Annotated in this window: 14 protein-coding genes; 4 read left to right on the forward strand and 10 right to left on the reverse strand. The window is 69.2% G+C overall.

The features are described from left to right. Positions 1-241: 241 nt before the first annotated feature. The 3 genes from AB0M67_RS34190 to AB0M67_RS34200 form a co-directional block, all read right to left on the reverse strand. Positions 242-1858, reverse strand: coding sequence for a polyamine aminopropyltransferase (locus tag AB0M67_RS34190; protein ID WP_365751468.1), 1617 nt, complete (start codon positions 1856-1858; stop codon positions 242-244). Positions 1859-1912: 54 nt separating this feature from the next. After that, positions 1913-2431, reverse strand: coding sequence for a DUF2617 family protein (locus AB0M67_RS34195; RefSeq protein ID WP_249953143.1), 519 nt, complete (start codon positions 2429-2431; stop codon positions 1913-1915). A 345-nt stretch (positions 2432-2776) separates the two neighbouring features. Beyond that, entirely contained in the window at positions 2777-3070 is a 294-nt protein-coding gene (locus AB0M67_RS34200; RefSeq protein WP_365751469.1) for a hypothetical protein, read from the reverse strand. Between the two features lie 185 nt (positions 3071-3255). Here AB0M67_RS34200 and AB0M67_RS34205 point away from each other — a divergent pair, with 185 nt between their 5' ends. After that, complete coding sequence (locus AB0M67_RS34205; RefSeq protein ID WP_365751470.1) at positions 3256-4401, forward strand: pyridoxal phosphate-dependent aminotransferase; 1146 nt, start codon at positions 3256-3258, stop codon at positions 4399-4401. 89 nt (positions 4402-4490) lie between these two features. Here the strand turns inward: AB0M67_RS34205 and AB0M67_RS34210 are convergent, their stop codons facing one another. Both AB0M67_RS34210 and clpB read right to left on the reverse strand, forming a co-directional pair. Then, on the reverse strand, positions 4491-5018 hold the full coding sequence (locus AB0M67_RS34210; protein ID WP_365751471.1) for a YbjN domain-containing protein: 528 nt from the start codon (positions 5016-5018) through the stop codon (positions 4491-4493). Positions 5019-5171: 153 nt separating this feature from the next. Next, complete coding sequence (gene clpB, locus AB0M67_RS34215; RefSeq protein WP_365751472.1) at positions 5172-7805, reverse strand: ATP-dependent chaperone ClpB; 2634 nt, start codon at positions 7803-7805, stop codon at positions 5172-5174. Positions 7806-7970: 165 nt separating this feature from the next. Between clpB and AB0M67_RS34220 the strand changes: the two genes are divergently transcribed. Then, on the forward strand, positions 7971-8375 hold the full coding sequence (locus AB0M67_RS34220) for a TIGR03618 family F420-dependent PPOX class oxidoreductase (protein ID WP_365751473.1): 405 nt from the start codon (positions 7971-7973) through the stop codon (positions 8373-8375). A 187-nt stretch (positions 8376-8562) separates the two neighbouring features. On the opposite strand, the gene AB0M67_RS34225 is transcribed toward AB0M67_RS34220, so the two are convergent. Next, on the reverse strand, positions 8563-8883 hold the full coding sequence (locus AB0M67_RS34225; protein WP_030353182.1) for a hypothetical protein: 321 nt from the start codon (positions 8881-8883) through the stop codon (positions 8563-8565). Between the two features lie 434 nt (positions 8884-9317). On the opposite strand from AB0M67_RS34225, the gene AB0M67_RS34230 reads away from it, so the two are divergent. Beyond that, the gene (locus AB0M67_RS34230) at positions 9318-10337 is read left to right on the forward strand and encodes a helix-turn-helix transcriptional regulator (protein WP_326611189.1); all 1020 of its coding nucleotides are present in this window, start codon (positions 9318-9320) and stop codon (positions 10335-10337) included. Between the two features lie 185 nt (positions 10338-10522). Continuing rightward, positions 10523-11500 carry a LuxR C-terminal-related transcriptional regulator gene (locus tag AB0M67_RS34235; protein ID WP_365751474.1) on the forward strand — a complete coding sequence of 326 codons (978 nt, stop codon included), beginning with the start codon at positions 10523-10525 and terminating at the stop codon, positions 11498-11500. Between the two features lie 86 nt (positions 11501-11586). Here the strand turns inward: AB0M67_RS34235 and AB0M67_RS34240 are convergent, their stop codons facing one another. From AB0M67_RS34240 to dnaK, 4 genes are read right to left on the reverse strand one after another with little or no spacing between them, the layout of a single operon-like run. After that, positions 11587-12051, reverse strand: coding sequence for a helix-turn-helix domain-containing protein (locus AB0M67_RS34240; protein WP_030353175.1), 465 nt, complete (start codon positions 12049-12051; stop codon positions 11587-11589). A gap of 4 nt (positions 12052-12055) precedes the next feature. After that, on the reverse strand, positions 12056-13243 hold the full coding sequence (dnaJ, locus tag AB0M67_RS34245) for a molecular chaperone DnaJ (RefSeq protein WP_365751475.1): 1188 nt from the start codon (positions 13241-13243) through the stop codon (positions 12056-12058). Positions 13244-13291: 48 nt separating this feature from the next. After that, a complete protein-coding gene (gene grpE, locus AB0M67_RS34250; RefSeq protein ID WP_365751476.1) occupies positions 13292-13954 on the reverse strand; it encodes a nucleotide exchange factor GrpE in 663 nt (220 codons plus the stop codon). Further along, positions 13951-15810: a molecular chaperone DnaK gene (gene dnaK, locus AB0M67_RS34255; protein ID WP_365751477.1), complete on the reverse strand. Its 1860-nt coding sequence runs from the start codon at positions 15808-15810 to the stop codon at positions 13951-13953. Before dnaK ends, grpE begins: the two co-directional genes overlap by 4 nt. Positions 15811-16062 lie beyond the last annotated feature (252 nt).

Here is a 16062-nt window from a genome sequence, read left to right on the forward strand (position 1 = left end):
AACCAACGACAGGGCAGAGTCGCGCCGTAAATCATGCCGTCCGGACATGTACCTCCGGAGGCCCCGACCCCCGGCACCACAACGCACCCCGCGCCGGAGGCGCCCCGCCGGAAGGCGCACCGCACCCCGCGCCACGACCCCCCGCCGGAAGGCGCACCGCACCCCGCACCACGACCCCCCGCCGGAAGGCGCCCCGCCCCGCACCACGACCCCCCACCGGAAGGCGCACCGCCGGACGGCGCTACCCCCCGTACCGCGGATGCACCAGCGTCGACGGCGGCAGCCCCCGTACCCGCGTCCGCTCCACCCCCCGCGCCCCCGCCACCAGCATCGCCCCCTCCAGCGACCGCAGCCTCGGCGCGTCCCGCGCCAGCCCCAGGGGCGGGGTCGCGCCCACCTCCGCCAGTTCGAACCCCCAGTCGCTCACGGCCGGTGTGCCGTCCTTGACCCGGTCGGGGCCCGCCGCGAAGCCCGACGGCCACCCCGTCGCGTGGTACGGCGTGGTCCCGAACCCCGCCGCCCGCAACGTCGCGTCCACCGTCCAGTACGTATGCCGCTCCGCCTCCGGCGACCCCGCGTGCACCGCCAGCCGCCCGCCGTCCGCCAGCACGCGCGTGGCCAGGCCGTAGAACTCCTCGGAGTAGAGCTTCGTACTCGCCGTCACGCCGGGATTCGGCAGATCCGAGATGACCACGTCGTACGGCCCGCCCCCGACGCCTCCGGCGTCCACCGCTCCCCGCAACCACGTGAACGCGTCCGCGTACACCGCCCTCACCCGCCCGTCCCCGAACACCTCCCCGTTCAGCTCCCGCAGCGCCGGATCCGTGCGGGCCAGCCGGACGACGCCCGGGTCCAGCTCGACCACCGTGACCTCGCGGACGTCCCGGTACCGCAGGACCTCACGCGCGGCCAGTCCGTCGCCCCCGCCCAGGATCAGCACCCGCGCGTGCGGGCCGCGCATCGCGGGATGCACCAGCGCCTCGTGGTAGCGGAACTCGTCGCGCGCGCTGACCCGCAGCCGCCCGTCGAGGTACAGCTCCAACGGCCTGCTCCGCCCGCCCGTGATGACGACTTCCTGGGCGCCTGTATGGACGGCGACCCGCACCTGGTCGCCGTAGACGGCCTGCCGCGCCGCTCGTTCGAAGTCGTCCACCAGGACGGCCGCCGTGCCGAGCAGGGCCAGCACCAGCACATTGACGATCACCAGCACCCAGCGTGAGCGCGGCCTCAGATCGCGCCGGAAGAGCCAGAGCACCAGCCCGCCCCCCGCCACCGCGTTCACCGCGCCGGTGAGCAGCGCGCCCGTCAGCTGGCCGAGCCAGGGCAGCAGCAGGAACGGGAAGGCGAGCCCGCCGACGAGCGCGCCCACGTAGTCGGCCGCGAAGAGATCCGCGACCGTTCCCTCCGCGTCCTGGCGGGAGAACCGCTGGATGAGCGACATCAGCAGCGGAATCTCCGCGCCGATGAGGACACCGATGGCCAGCGAGAAGCCGACCAGTGCGTAGCGGGACTCCCCCAGCCATATGAAGCTCGCGTACAGCACGAGTGCGGACAGGCCGCCCAGGAGCGCCAACGCCGCTTCCAGCAGCCCGAATCCGAACGCGGCGCGGCACCGCAGCCGCTTGGCGAGCAGCGAGCCGACGCCCATCGCGAAGACCATCACCGAGAGGACGACCGAGGCCTGCGTGACGGAGTCCCCGATCAGATACGAGGCGAGCGCGACCAGCTCCAGCTCGTACACCAGGCCGCACGCGGCGCAGATGAAGACCACGGTGAGGATCACGTAACGCCCGGCGCCCGCGCGCACGGGAAGCCGCACGCCGCCCCGGGGCGGCGAGGACACGGACTGCTCGATCATGTTCGTAACGCTACGTCACGAATTCATTGCGGTTTGTCACCCACACGGGTGCATCTACAGCACGGCAGGCATACGGACCCCCACCCGCGTCCGGGTAACGACCAGGCGGCCTTCCTGTGGATACGCATGCCAGGTACGCCATCGGACCTGCCCGCCGTCGCGCTGTGCCAGCATCGCGGTGAAGGCGTTCGGGGCGCCGGGGAATGTCCCCGCTAATCCGTTCGGGTGGTCGGCCACCAGCGCGAGCAGTTCCTGCGCGCGCCCGGCGAACGAACCCTGGGACAACGTCTCGACGCGGGCGGCGAATTCGTACTCCCAGTCCCCGAGCCGTTTCGAGACGCCGAGTGGCAGCGGTGTGCTGCTGCCCGGGATACAGGCGACGGTCTCGGAGCAGGTGCCGCGCTCCTCCTCCAGAATCACCTGGTGAGAGGCGCCGAGCAGTCTCAGCTGGAGCCCGGCGCCCGCGAGATCGAGGTCGAGGACGGCCAGGGCGGGGACCGGCTCCCGGCCCAACGCCCAGGCCAGATCAGCGGCGCGGGTGTCGGTGTAGGCGGTATTGAGGGTGGTGAGCATGGGTCGGCTCCGCAAACACGCTTGACGGGTGAACCGGGGATGTCCCGGACGATGTGCGAGTGGCTTGTGGGGGGAGATCGCCTGCTCGGTTCCGTATCAGGTCCGAGGGCTGGAAGCTCTCAACAGCGAGGGAATCACGAAGTACGCGACGCTCACAGTGTTTTTACCCAACTTGAAGGGGTTTCCATCCCGTCGGGGGCCCAAGGGTTCAACTGTTCAACCGAAAAGGGACGGTGAAGGCCCGCCGGGCCGCCGTCCGAACGGCCGGCGCCTCCAACACGGATATGCCCGGCGGGAGTTCGTTCCCACCGGGCATGGTCGTGACCGCGGATCAGCTGCCCCGTGTCAGCTGCCTCCCCCGCCGCAACCCCCGCCACCGCCACATGACGAACCGCCCCCGCACGACGAACCACCGCCGCACGAGGAACTCCCACCGCCGCACGACGAACCACCGCCGCCGCCGGCCCACCAACTGCCGTCGGCACGGCGCCTGGCGCCCTTCTTCTTCAGCGAGGTGCTCGATGCCCGGTTCTTCACCTTCACCCGCGGCTTCTTGCGCTTGTCCCTGCTGCCCACACTCGCCACGACCCCGACGAACGCGACCGCGATCAGTACGACCACCACTCCTACGCCCACCATCGTCCTCACCGTCCTTCTGTTCCCCCGTAACGAAGCCCCGCGCCGTCGCGCGACCGGCTCCGCACTGACCGGCTTCCTGCGTGAACCTCCCGCGTGAACTTCTCGCGTGATGTGGGTGTCCCCCGGGCGCCCCGCGGCCAAAGCCGACTTGAGCAAGTCCAGAGGTTCGGCACAGGATGGCGGCCATGACCAAAGAATGGCTCGGCGGTACCACGATCTTCGCGGAGATGTCGGCGCTGGCCGTACGCACCGGCGCGATCAACCTCGGCCAGGGCTTCCCCGACACCGACGGCCCCGAGGAGGTCAGGGAGGCGGCGGTACGGGCGCTGCGCGAGGGCAAGGGCAATCAGTACCCGCCGGGCCCCGGCATCCCGGAACTGCGCGCCGCGATCGCCGGACACCAGCTGGAGCGCTACGGACTGGCCCATGACCCGGACACCGAGGTCCTGGTCACGGCGGGCGCCACCGAAGCGATCGCCGCCGCGCTGCTCGCCCTCGTCGAGCCGGGTGACGAGGTGGTCGCGCTGGAGCCGTACTACGACTCGTACGCCGCCTGTATCGGCATGGCGGGCGGCACCCGCGTACCGGTCACCCTGCGCCCCCGGGACGGCGCGTACCACCTGGACCTGGACGAGCTGCGGGACGCCGTCACCGACCGCACCCGCCTCATCCTCCTCAACACCCCGCACAACCCCACCGGCACCGTCCTCAGCCGCGAGGAGCTGACCGCCGTCGCGGAACTCGCCGTCGCACGCGATCTGCTGGTGGTCACCGACGAGGTGTACGAACACCTGGTCTTCGAGGGCGAGCACATCCCGCTCGCCTCGTTCCCCGGTATGCGCGAGCGGACCCTGACGATCAGCTCCGCGGGCAAGACCTTCTCGTTCACCGGCTGGAAGGTGGGGTGGGTGACGGGAACGCCGGAGCTGGTGAAGGCGGTGCGCTCGGCCAAGCAGTTTCTGACGTATGTGGCGTCGGGCCCGTTCCAGTACGCGATCGCCGAGGCCCTGCGGCTGCCGGAGAGCTACTTCGAAGCGCTGCGCGCCGAGCTGCGCGCCAAGCGCGATCTGCTCTCGGCGGGTCTGGCGGCGGCCGGTTTCGAGGTCTACCGGCCGGCCGGCACCTACTTCGTGACGACCGACATCCGGCCGCTCGGGGAGAGCGACGGCTTCGCCTTCTGCCGCGCCCTGCCGGAACGGTGCGGCGTGGTCGCCGTCCCCAACGCCGTCTTCTACGACCACCGGGAGCAGGGCGCGCCATTCGTACGGTTCGCGTTCTGCAAACGGACCGACGTTCTGGAGGAGGCCGTGTCACGGCTGCGCCGGCTGTAGGGCGTGTCCGCGCGAAAGCCCGGCTCAGGGCCGCGATCACGGACGATCGCGGCGCCGGCCGGGCTCTCGTTCGGCGCGGTGCGCTGGGCTCAGGCGTCCTCGGGCTTCTCGTCGCCCGGCTCCAGGCCCAGCTGCTCGATGAGCCACTTGTCGAACTCGATCGACGCGCGCACCCAGCTGACCGTGGACGACACGAAGTGCTCCAGGCTGACCCCCATGCCGATCAGCATCTGGGCCTCGCCGATGAGCCGGACGGTGGGGGGACCGTCGCCCTCCTCGTGGATGTGGGTGTAGACCTTGGGCCACAGGGTGCGGCGGTTCCAGTCGTCGATCGCGTCGAGGACCTTCGCCTTGTCCGTGATCGGGTGCGGCCGGTCGTAGAACGTCCGCACCGAGAAGACCTGCTGGTCGTCCTCGCCGCGGAACATGAAGTACGTACGGAATTCCTCCCACGGCGCCGCGAGGTCACCCTCGTCGTCGACGACGTACTTCAGCTCCATCTGTTCGAGGAGCTGCTTGACCAGATCCTGGTCGGGGACGACGGGGCCCGCCGGTCCTGCACCCTGCGGTTGGGGCTGGCCCCCGAAATTCGGAATCGAGGACGGGTCGATGCTCACCGTGAATTTCCCTTCGTACGGTTCCTGCCATCCTCCCCCATAGCGGGGAGGCCCTGGCAACCCCGGCCCGCCGATCCGGCGAACAAGGCACACATGGCGCCCGGAGGGGCCGGTGCGCGGTCACGCGCGTGCCGGCCCCCGCGTCCCGGACGCTCACAGCGTCTTGCCGGACTCCGTCCCCGTCGCCGTCCCCGTCGCCGCGGTCGTCGCCGCACCCACGATCAGGCCGTCCTCGAAGCGGTCCACCCGGACCGTGTCGCCGTCCGTGACCTCGCCCGCGAGGATCTCCTTCGCGAGCCGGTCGCCGATCGCGGTCTGCACCAGTCGGCGCAGTGGCCGGGCGCCGTAGGCCGGGTCGTTGCCCTCGTCGGCCAGCCATTCCAGCGCCGCGGGGGTGACGTCCAGGGTGAGCCGGCGTTCCGCGAGGCGGCGGGCCAGCCGGTCGATCTGGAGTTTGGCGATATGGGCCAGTTCGTCCCGCGAGAGGGCGGAGAAGACCACCAGATCGTCGAGACGGTTAAGGAACTCCGGCTTGAAGGAGGTCCGTACCACCTCAAGGACCTGCTGCTTCTTGGTCTCCTCGGAGGTGGTCGGCTCGACCAGGTACTGACTGCCGAGGTTCGACGTCAGCACCAGGATGGTGTTACGGAAGTCCACCGTCCGCCCCTGGCCGTCGGTGAGCCGGCCGTCGTCCAGGACCTGGAGCAGCACATCGAAGACCTCCGGGTGCGCCTTCTCCACCTCGTCCAGCAGCACCACCGAGTACGGGCGCCTGCGCACGGCCTCGGTGAGCTGGCCGCCCTCCTCGTAGCCGACATAGCCGGGAGGCGCGCCGACGAGCCGCGCCACGGAGTGCTTCTCGCCGTACTCGCTCATGTCGATACGGACCATGGCCCGCTCGTCGTCGAAGAGGAAATCCGCGAGCGCCTTGGCCAGCTCGGTCTTGCCGACACCGGTCGGACCGAGGAAGAGGAAGGAGCCGGTGGGGCGGTCGGGGTCGGCGATTCCGGCGCGGGTACGGCGTACCGCGTCGGACACGGCCTGGACCGCCTCGCTCTGGCCGATCAGCCGCCTGCCCAGCTCCTGCTCCATGCGCAGCAGCTTCTGTGTCTCGCCCTCCAGCAGCCGGCCGGCCGGGATGCCGGTCCAGGAGCCGACCACATCGGCGATGTCGTCCGGGCCGACCTCCTCCTTGACCATCGTGTCCTTGGCGGCCTCCTGCTCGGCCTCGGCGGCCTCCTCCAGCTCGCGCTCCAGGCCGGGGATCTCGCCGTACAGCAGCTTGGAGGCGGTGTCGAAGTCGCCGTCGCGCTGTGCGCGCTCGGCCTGGCCGCGCAGGTCGTCCAGGCGCTCCTTCAGCTCACCGACGCGGTTGAGGCCCTGCTTCTCCTTCTCCCAGCGTGCGTTGAGGCCGCGCAGCTCCTCCTCGCGGTCGGCGAGGTCGCGACGGAGCTTCTCCAGCCGCTGCTTGGAGGCGGGGTCGGACTCGTTCTTGAGCGCCAGCTCCTCCATACGGAGGCGGTCGACGGAGCGCTGGAGTTCATCGATCTCGACGGGCGAGGAGTCGATCTCCATCCGGAGCCGGGAGGCCGCCTCGTCCACCAGGTCGATGGCCTTGTCGGGCAGGAAGCGCGAGGTGATGTAACGGTCGGAGAGCGTCGCGGCGGCGACCAGCGCCGCGTCCGCGATCTGCACCTTGTGGTGGGCCTCGTACCGGCCCTTGAGCCCGCGCAGGATCGCGATGGTGTCCTCGACGGTCGGCTCGGCGACCAGCACCTGCTGGAAGCGCCGCTCCAGCGCCGCGTCCTTCTCGATCCGCTCGCGGTACTCGTCCAGTGTGGTCGCGCCGACCATCCGCAGCTCGCCGCGGGCCAGCATCGGCTTGAGCATGTTCCCGGCGTCCATGGCGGAGTCGCCGCCGGCGCCCGCGCCCACGACGGTGTGCAGCTCGTCGATGAAGGTGATGATCTGGCCGTCGCTCGACCTGATCTCGGAGAGGACGGTCTTGAGCCGCTCCTCGAACTCACCGCGGTACTTCGCGCCCGCCACCATCGCACCGAGGTCCAGCGAAACCAGCCGCTTGTTCTTCAGTGACTCCGGCACGTCGCCCTTGACAATGCGCTGTGCGAGCCCCTCGACGACGGCGGTCTTGCCGACGCCTGGCTCGCCGATCAGCACCGGATTGTTCTTCGTACGGCGTGACAGCACCTGCACCACGCGCCGGATCTCCTGGTCCCGGCCGATGACCGGGTCGAGCTTGCCCTCGCGGGCGGCGGCCGTGAAATCGGTACCGAACTTCTCCAGGGCCTTGTACTGACCCTCCGGGTCGGGTGTGGTCACCCGGCGCCCTCCCCTTGCCTTCTCGAACGCGTCAAGCAGTCTCTTGGCGCCCGCCCCCTGCTGGTCGAGCACCTCCCCGGCCTGGCCCCCCTTGGCGGCGACGCCGATCAGCAGGTGCTCGGTGGAGAGGTAGTCGTCCCCCAGCTCCTTGGCCCGCTGAGCCGCGTCGTTGATGACGGCGAGCAGCTCGCGGTTGGGCTGCGGGGGCGCGACCGTGGAACCGGTCACGCTGGGCTGCGCGGCCAGCAGCCGCTCCGCTCCTGACCGTACCGCGACCTGGTCCGCCTCGACGGCGGCCAGCAGGTCGGTGACGTTCTCGTTGTCCTGGCCTTCCAGCAGCGCGAGCAGCAGATGCGCGGGGGTCAGATCGGGATGCCCGGCCGCCACGGCCCGGTTGGTGGCGGCATTGATCGCATCCCGGCTCTTGTTGGTCAGCTCGGCGTCCACGTACGCCCTCTCCTCTCCTGCACAGACCTCGGGTCTCCGTCCGACCCTGACACTGAGAACGTGCGCAAAGTTGAGTCTATGCCACTCAAGACTGAAACGGGGCCGTACTCCCAGGGTTTCCATGCCCTGCCCGGCCCGGGGCGTCCGCGGCTCTAGGCTTCCGGCATGGCCCACGACGTACGCGATCCCAGCCCCGATTTTCTCGCCTTCTGGAGCGAGCGCCACGTATGCACCCTGACCACCCTGCGCCCGGACGGCAGTCCGCATGTGGTGCCGGTGGGCGTGACGTATGACCCGGCGGCCGGACTCGCCCGTGTCATCACCAACAAGAACAGCACGAAGGTCGCCAACATCCTGGCGGCGGGACCGGAGGGCGCGCGGGTGGCCGTGTGTCAGGTCAAGAGGGGCCACTGGGCGACGCTGGAGGGCCGCGCGACGGTCCGTACGGAGCCGGAGGTGGTCGCGGACGCCGAGAGCCGTTACGAGGAGCGCTACGAGCGCGCGCCGAGACCCAACCCGGATCGGGTGGTCATCGAGATCGCCCTGGAACGGGCGCTCGGCCGCGTCTGACCGTGAGGGCCCCGGGCCCGGCCGCGAAGGCCGCCATGGCCGCCTGGGCCGGGAAGTCGGCGGGGGCCGCGGAGTCCGGCGCGAAAACGGACGCGGACAGCACAACGGCGCCATCGTGTTTCAGGTCCACGATGGCGCCGCTGTGTGGGGGAAGCGCCTGAGCGATTTACAACGACGGGGGAATCGCTCAGGCACTGCGGGGGGTGGCGATGGTGGTATTCGACCCGACCAGCTGGTGGTCACGCTGGTCGAGGTTGACGAAGATCATGTCGTATCGGATGGCGCACCGGACCGGCTGCGGAGCCCCCCGCGGCCTCCGAAGGCAGCGGTAGGCACGGACGTCCTCGTCCTCCTCGCGTACGACGACGATCGGCTCTCCGAAGAGGGTGACCATCAGCGAGTCGCCGCGATGAGGAATAGCGGTGACGAGATCGATGAAGTGCCACCCCGACCGGTAGGCCGTGGCCATCTCGCGCCGGAAGACCCGGTCGTCCGGCGGGACAGTCATGCGCTGGTGTCGGCCGACGTGACGATCCAGCCGATGTCCTTTGGAGTTGCCTGCGGGGCCACCCAGCCGATGTCACCGGACCCCGGACTCACAGCAGTGGATCCAGCGGCCTTCAGGCCCCAGCCGATGTCACCCGAGTCCCCGGATGCGGCAGGCGCGCCCCACCCGATGTCGCCCGACTTCCACCCGATGTCGCCCGACTCCACACCCTGGGCGACAGATCCGGCAGGCGTTGGGTTCCAGCCAATGTCCGCCCCAACACCCAGCGCACCATAGGCCAGAGCCGCAGAGAAAGCAGTGACAACCACCGCGCGAAGCATTCTCTTGTACATAGTCGGCTTCGTCCTCACTTGATGGATTCCTCTCCCCCGCCATCTAGACGATGTCTCACCCGGACACGTCAACACCACCGGGACGAGGCATCATGTTCCTGTATGTTCAGGACCCTGGGGGGTGGAGCTTTGCTAGCAAACAACACAAAACAGACACATCCCCACGCTGTGACTGAGCTGTGTGATGACGGCAGACGGATTTACGCCAGCGCGTTGCGCTCCGGACGGATCGCCCGCAGTGAAGCCGCGGCGGCTCCCTGCCTCATGGAATTCCCCCTCCTCCACCCCGATCCCGATGATGCCGACTGGCTACGCCCAGTTCCGCCCTCCGCGGCACTCGCACAGCGCCTTCACCCCATCGAGCGCGAGATCCAGGAACGCCGGCACTTCGCCGTCGAACTGACCGACTCTTTCGAGCCGTTCATGACCATCAGCGCCCAGGACCCGCCCACCACACACGCGATCACCGTCCTGGAGGGCGACAGCCGGATCAACGCCGCGCTCGACCTCTCCACCGCCGAATGCCGGACCGAAGTACTCACCGTGCAGCCCGGTGGCGGGCGCAGCGCGCATGTGCTCGCCCAGGCCCTGGAGCGGGGCCGTTCCGTGGTGGACCGCGGTGTCAGCATCCGCACCCTCTACCAGCACACCGTCCGGCACAGCCAGGGCACACTCGCCTACGCGGAGCGGCTGGCCGAGGGCAAGGTGGAGATACGGACGCTGGAAGAACTCATCGAGCGGCTGATCGTCTTCGATCGCACCGTCGCCTACATACCGGCCCGTTCCGACCGGCAGGTCGCGCTGGAACTGCGCCACCCGGGGCTCGTCGACTATCTCGCGCAGGTCTTCGAGCAGTTGTGGCGCCGCGCCACCCCGCTCACCGAACAGGTCTCCTACGAACCCACGCCCGTCGGCATCACCGGCGTCCAGCGGTCCATCGCCAAACTCCTCATCGAGGGGTACGTGGACGAGGCCATCGCCCGCCGCCTCGGGATGAACGTACGCACCTGCCGCGCGCACATAGCCAAACTCGCCACCACCCTCGGCAGCGGCAGCCGCGCCCAACTCGGATATCTCATCGCGCAGTCGGGAATCCTGGACCAGGGCGCCGAGTCGGATTAACTCAGGAATTGCCATTCAGCCGCCCCCGGCGGCCCCCGCGAAGGGGCGCCTCAATTCCGTCCGGGCGCACTATGTCGCCTTCCGGTACCTTCCGTCACTCTCTGTAGAATGCGGGGCCGGCCCGCGCGGATCAAGCGAAAGACGCCTGCACTGATGTGCACTGCGGAAGCTCGCAGGAGGGACATATGAAATCCGACATAGCGTTGCACAACGAAGCATCGCTCGACATATCAGAGGAAACACACGCCCTGCTGCGCCGGCTCATTCAGGGCGAACAGGTCACGGGCGCGGAACCCGGGCTGACGGAACTGGCCGCTCTGGGCCTGGCGGTGCACAACCCGCATGACGACCGGTGGAGTTCGGCGGACCTGTGGCACGCGGAGCAGACCGCGCTGGCCGAGGAGCGCGCGGGCATCGCCCATCATCTTCAGCGCATGCGCCGGCTCTCCGAGCTGCACCGCGAGATGAGAAATATCGAGTCGCCGAGCGGAAACGGCATCGAATTCCTCGACCGAATCGAGCTCGTCAACGCCGCCATCGTTCAGGCGACGAATTCCGCGACTTCACAGATCTGTACGGCGCATCCGCAGGACAGAAAGGCGGATACGCTGCGCAAGGCGCTCCTGGCCGATGTGGCGGTCCTCCAGCGAGGGGTCGCCTACCGCACTCTCTATCCGAATACCGCTCGCACCAGGCCCGGGGAGAAGGAATGGGCCACGGCGGCGAGCGGACACGGCGCGGAGATACGTACCCTCGCCACCGACTTCGAGCGCATGATCCTGGTGGACAACAAGGTCGCCGTGATCGCCGATCACCGGGGCGAACCCAACAGGGACGTCGCCTTCAAGGTGACGCACCCCGGGATGCTCGCCTTCTTCCACCATGTCTACGAGCAGCAGTGGGAACGGGCCGAGCCCTGGATGGGCGGGCGCTTCCGGCGGCGGGAGCAGGAGACGCTGACCACCAGCCGGTCCCGCCGCATCCTCAACAAGCTGCGGGAGGGGCGCGCGCTCAAGCAGATCGCGAGCGAGCTCGGAGTCAGCCTCCGTACCGTCAACACCGATCTGAACAAGCTCTACGAGGCCGTGGGGGTCGACACGCTGTTCGCCCTCGGCGTGTGGTGGGGCTCCGAGGCGGCGGCGGAGGAACGCAGGCTGGACTGACGCGAGCCGCCGGGACCGCGGGAAGCACGCTCGGTCCGTCGGCCGGGCTCGGTCCGTCGGCGCCGTGCTCAGTCGGTCGGCCGTCCTCAGTCCGTCGGCCGCTTGGGCCGCCACACCACCAACGCGCTCGCCTGCTGCACATCCTGGTACGGCACCAGATCCCGGCGGTACGAGGCATGCACCTGCGCCTCGCGCTGCCGCATCGCCGTCGCCGCGCCGTCCACCGCCGCCGACAGCTCGGCGACCCGCGCCTGGAGAGCGGCGACCTGGTTCTCCAGCTCGATGATCCGCTTGATGCCGGCCAGATTGATGCCCTCGTCCTGCGACAGCTGCTGCACCTGGCGCAGCAGCTCGATGTCACGGGCCGAATAGCGGCGTCCCCTGCCCGCCGTGCGGTCCGGGGAGACCAGACCGAGGCGGTCGTACTGCCTGAGCGTCTGCGGGTGCAGCCCGGAGAGCTGTGCCGCCACCGAGATGACGTACACCGGCGTTTCCTCGGTCAGCTGATACGCCCGGGTGAACGATGAAGACTGCCGCCGCCGCCCGTCCATGAGGTCATGCTCCCTTCGCCGCCTGGAACAGCTCCGCCCGCGGGTCCTCGTCCGCGGTCGCCTTCCGGTAGGCCTCCAGCGCGTCCCGCGCGGGCGCGTCGAGGTCCTTGGGGACAACGACCTCGACGGTGACCAGCAGGTCGCCACGGGTGCCGTCCTTGCGCACCGCGCCCTTGCCGCGGGCGCGCATCGTACGGCCGTTGGGTGTCCCCGCCGGAAGCTTGAGGGTGACCGCGGGACCGCCCAGGGTCGGCACCTTCACCTCGCCGCCGAGCGCCGCCTCGGAGAACGTGACGGGCACGGTGACCGTGAGGTTGTCGCCCTTGCGGCCGAAGACGGGATGGGCGTCGACATGGACGACGACATACAGGTCGCCGCCGGGGCCGCCGCGCTCGCCCGGAGCGCCCTTGCCGCGCAGCCTGATCCGCTGCCCGTCACTGACGCCCGCCGGGATACGGACCTGCATGGTCCGGGAGGACCTGGCACGCCCACTGCCCTTGCAGACCTCGCACGGGTCCTGGGCGATCAGCCCACGCCCCTTGCAGTCCACACAGGGGTCGGTGAGCGAGAAGCCGCCGCCGCTGCCGCGCGAGACCTGTCCCGTGCCCACACAGGTCGGGCAGACCCGTGGGGTGCCGTTCTTGTCGCCGGTGCCAGAACACGCCTTGCAGGGCGCCTGGCTGGACATCCGCAGCGGGACCGTGGCCCCGTCGACCGCCTCGGTGAAGCTGAGCGTCACCTCGGACTCGATGTCCTGGCCGCGGCGCGGCTGCGTACGGGTCCCGGTGCCGCCCCGGTTGAAGAGCCCGCCGAAGACGTCCCCGAGCCCGCCGCCGAAGCCGCCGGCGCCGGGTCCGCCCTGGCTGCCCCCGGGGCCGCCGCCGAAGAGGTCCCCGAGGTCGAAGTTGAACGAGCCGTTGCCCCCGGCGCCGGGACCGGGCCTGAACCCGCCGTTGCCGAAGAGGGCGCGCGCCTCGTCGTACTCCTTGCGCCGCTTGGGATCCCCGAGGACGTCATTCGCCTCGGAGATCTCCTTGAAGCGCTCCTCGGCCTTGAGGTCGCCCTTGTTGGCGTCCGGGTGGAACTCGCGCGCGAGCTTCCGGTACGCCTTCTTGATCTCGGCCTCGGTGGCGTCCTTGGGGACGCCGAGAACCTTGTAGTAGTCCTTCTCCACGAAGTCCTTCGTGCTCATTCCCGACGTCCCTCCTCTCCGCCTGCTACCCCACTGCCCACCGCCGCGTCAGCCCTCGTCCGGGCCACCGCTCTCCTTGTCGTCGGCGGACTCGGCGCCCTCGTCCGCGGCCTTGGGCTGGGCCCCCGGCTGGGGCTCGGCCACCGCGACCCGGGCGGGTCTGATAGTCCGCTCGCCGAACCGGTACCCAGGCTGGAGGATCGCGACGCACGTCGTCTCCGTGACATCCGGCGCGTACGAGTGCATCAGGGCCTCATGAATCGTCGGATCGAAGGGCTCGCCCTCCGTGCCGAACTGCTGGAGGCCCAGCTTCACCGTGACCGCTTCCAGCGACTCGGCCACCGACTTGAACCCGCCGACCAGTTCCTCGTGGTCGCGCGCCCGGCCGATGTCGTCCAGGACCGGCAGCAGTTCGGTCAGCAGACTCGCGACAGCGATCTCCTTGACCGTGACCCGGTCGCGCTCCACCCTGCGGCGGTAGTTCTGGTACTCGGCCTGGAGCCGCTGGAGGTCCCCGGTGCGCTCGTTGAGCGCCGTACGGACCTGGTCCAGCTGCGCCGTCAGGGCGACTTCCTGTACGTCCCCGCCCGGGGCCGCCGGGCCCGACTCCGCAGCGGAGTCGGACTCGGCGCCCTTCGACGCGGCATCTTCGGGGGTCGCGCCGGAGGGAACGTCGGGCTTCTCCTCAAAGCCCGGGGTCTCCTCCGTCACACCGCACCGTCCTTCTTGGGCTTCTCGTCGTCCACGATCTCGGCGTCGACGACATCGTCCTCGGCCTTGGCCTGTCCGGCGCCCGCACCGGCCTCGGCACCGCCGGCGGCCGCACCGGACGCCTGGGCGTCGGCGTACATCGCCTGGCCGAGCTTCTGGGAGACGGCCGCGACCTTCTCCGTGGCGGTACGGATCTCGGCGGTGTCCTCGCCCTTGAGCTTCTCCTTCAGCTCGGCGATGGACGTCTCGACCTCGGTCTTGATGTCGCCGGGAACCTTGTCCTCGTTGTCCTTGAGGAACTTCTCCGTCTGGTAGACGAGCTGTTCGGCCTGGTTGCGGGTCTCCGCGGCCTCGCGGCGGCGGTGGTCCTCGTCCGCGTACTGCTCGGCCTCTTCGCGCATCCGGTTGACCTCGTCCTTCGGCAGCGAGGAGCCACCGGTGACGGTCATCTTCTGCTCCTTGCCGGTGCCGAGGTCCTTCGCGGCCACGTGCATGATGCCGTTGGCGTCGATGTCGAAGGCGACCTCGATCTGCGGCACACCGCGCGGCGCGGGCGGCAGACCGGTCAGCTCGAACATCCCGAGCTTCTTGTTGTACGCCGCGATCTCGCGCTCGCCCTGGTAGACCTGGATCTGCACGGACGGCTGGTTGTCCTCGGCCGTCGTGAAGATCTCCGAACGCTTCGTCGGGATCGTCGTGTTGCGCTCGATCAGCTTGGTCATGATGCCGCCCTTGGTCTCGATACCGAGGGACAGCGGGGTGACGTCGAGGAGCAGGACGTCCTTGACCTCACCCTTCAGGACACCGGCCTGGAGCACGGCGCCGATGGCGACGACCTCGTCGGGGTTGACACCCTTGTTGGCCTCGCGGCCACCGGTCAGCTCCTTGACGAGCTCCGCGACGGCGGGCATACGCGTCGAACCGCCCACGAGCACCACGTGGTCGATCTCGGACAGCTGGATGCCGGCGTCCTTGATGACGTTGTGGAACGGGGTCTTGCAGCGGTCGAGCAGGTCCGCGGTCAGCTGCTGGAACTGCGAGCGCGTGATCTTCTCGTCGAGGTGCAGCGGGCCCTCGGCGGACGCCGTGATGTACGGCAGGTTGATCGTGGTCTCGGACGACGACGACAGCTCGATCTTCGCCTTCTCCGCGGCCTCGCGGAGACGCTGGAGAGCCATCTTGTCCTTGGAGAGGTCCACGCCGTGGCCGTTGGCGAACTGCTTCACCAGGAAGTCGACGAGACGCTGGTCCCAGTCGTCACCACCGAGGTGGTTGTCACCGTTGGTGGCCTTCACCTCGACGACGCCGTCACCGATCTCCAGCAGCGAGACGTCGAAGGTGCCGCCACCGAGGTCGAAGACGAGGATCGTCTGGTCGTCCTTGTCGAGCCCGTAGGCCAGGGCCGCCGCCGTCGGCTCGTTGACGATACGCAGCACGTTGAGGCCCGCGATCTCGCCGGCCTCCTTGGTGGCCTGACGCTCGGAGTCGTTGAAGTACGCGGGGACGGTGATCACCGCGTCGGTGACCTTCTCGCCCAGGTACGACTCCGCGTCCCGCTTCAGCTTCTGCAGCACGAAGGCCGACATCTGCTGCGGGTTGAAGTCCTTGCCGTCCAGGTTGATCTTCCAGTCGGTGCCCATGTGGCGCTTGACCGACCGGATGGTCCTGTCGACGTTCGTGACTGCCTGGCGCTTGGCGACCTCGCCGACGAGCACCTCGCCGTTCTTGGCGAAGGCGACGACGGACGGCGTGGTCCTGGCGCCTTCGGCGTTGGTGATGACGGTGGGCTCGCCGCCTTCGAGAACGCTGACGACGGAGTTAGTCGTGCCCAGGTCGATGCCGACCGCACGTGCCATTTCGATTCCTCCAGCTGACTTGAGTGGAACTGGCTCAAGGATGCATCACAGATCCCAGGGAGTCAAAGGACCTGAGTCGATGGGACTCAACTATCGTGCGCGGCCCGGCTCTCCGGGCGCCGCCGGACGCGCCTGAGGGGCCCGCTTACCCGATCCCGGCACCTCCACCATGCGATCGTTCCGTGGCAAAAGCACCAAAATTAACGAACTACCCCTGAATGCAATAGAGCAGATATAGCGAACAGAACGGTC

Source organism: Streptomyces sp. NPDC051662, from assembly GCF_040681655.1.
In the GTDB taxonomy this organism is placed as follows: Bacteria; Actinomycetota; Actinomycetes; order Streptomycetales; family Streptomycetaceae; genus Streptomyces.

Excerpts from the sequence above, each read along its gene's own strand:
- dnaJ (WP_365751475.1), bottom strand. The coding sequence starts at position 13,243 with ATGAGCACGAAGGACTTCGTGGAGAAGGACTACTACAAGGTTCTCGGC.
- AB0M67_RS34200 (WP_365751469.1), bottom strand. The coding sequence starts at position 3,070 with ATGGTGGGCGTAGGAGTGGTGGTCGTACTGATCGCGGTCGCGTTCGTC.
- dnaK (WP_365751477.1), bottom strand. The coding sequence starts at position 15,810 with ATGGCACGTGCGGTCGGCATCGACCTGGGCACGACTAACTCCGTCGTC.
- AB0M67_RS34205 (WP_365751470.1), top strand. The coding sequence starts at position 3,256 with ATGACCAAAGAATGGCTCGGCGGTACCACGATCTTCGCGGAGATGTCG.
- AB0M67_RS34235 (WP_365751474.1), top strand. The coding sequence starts at position 10,523 with ATGAAATCCGACATAGCGTTGCACAACGAAGCATCGCTCGACATATCA.
- AB0M67_RS34220 (WP_365751473.1), top strand. The coding sequence starts at position 7,971 with ATGGCCCACGACGTACGCGATCCCAGCCCCGATTTTCTCGCCTTCTGG.
- AB0M67_RS34240 (WP_030353175.1), bottom strand. The coding sequence starts at position 12,051 with ATGGACGGGCGGCGGCGGCAGTCTTCATCGTTCACCCGGGCGTATCAG.
- AB0M67_RS34225 (WP_030353182.1), bottom strand. The coding sequence starts at position 8,883 with ATGACTGTCCCGCCGGACGACCGGGTCTTCCGGCGCGAGATGGCCACG.
- AB0M67_RS34230 (WP_326611189.1), top strand. The coding sequence starts at position 9,318 with ATGTTCAGGACCCTGGGGGGTGGAGCTTTGCTAGCAAACAACACAAAA.
- AB0M67_RS34195 (WP_249953143.1), bottom strand. The coding sequence starts at position 2,431 with ATGCTCACCACCCTCAATACCGCCTACACCGACACCCGCGCCGCTGAT.
- AB0M67_RS34190 (WP_365751468.1), bottom strand. The coding sequence starts at position 1,858 with ATGATCGAGCAGTCCGTGTCCTCGCCGCCCCGGGGCGGCGTGCGGCTT.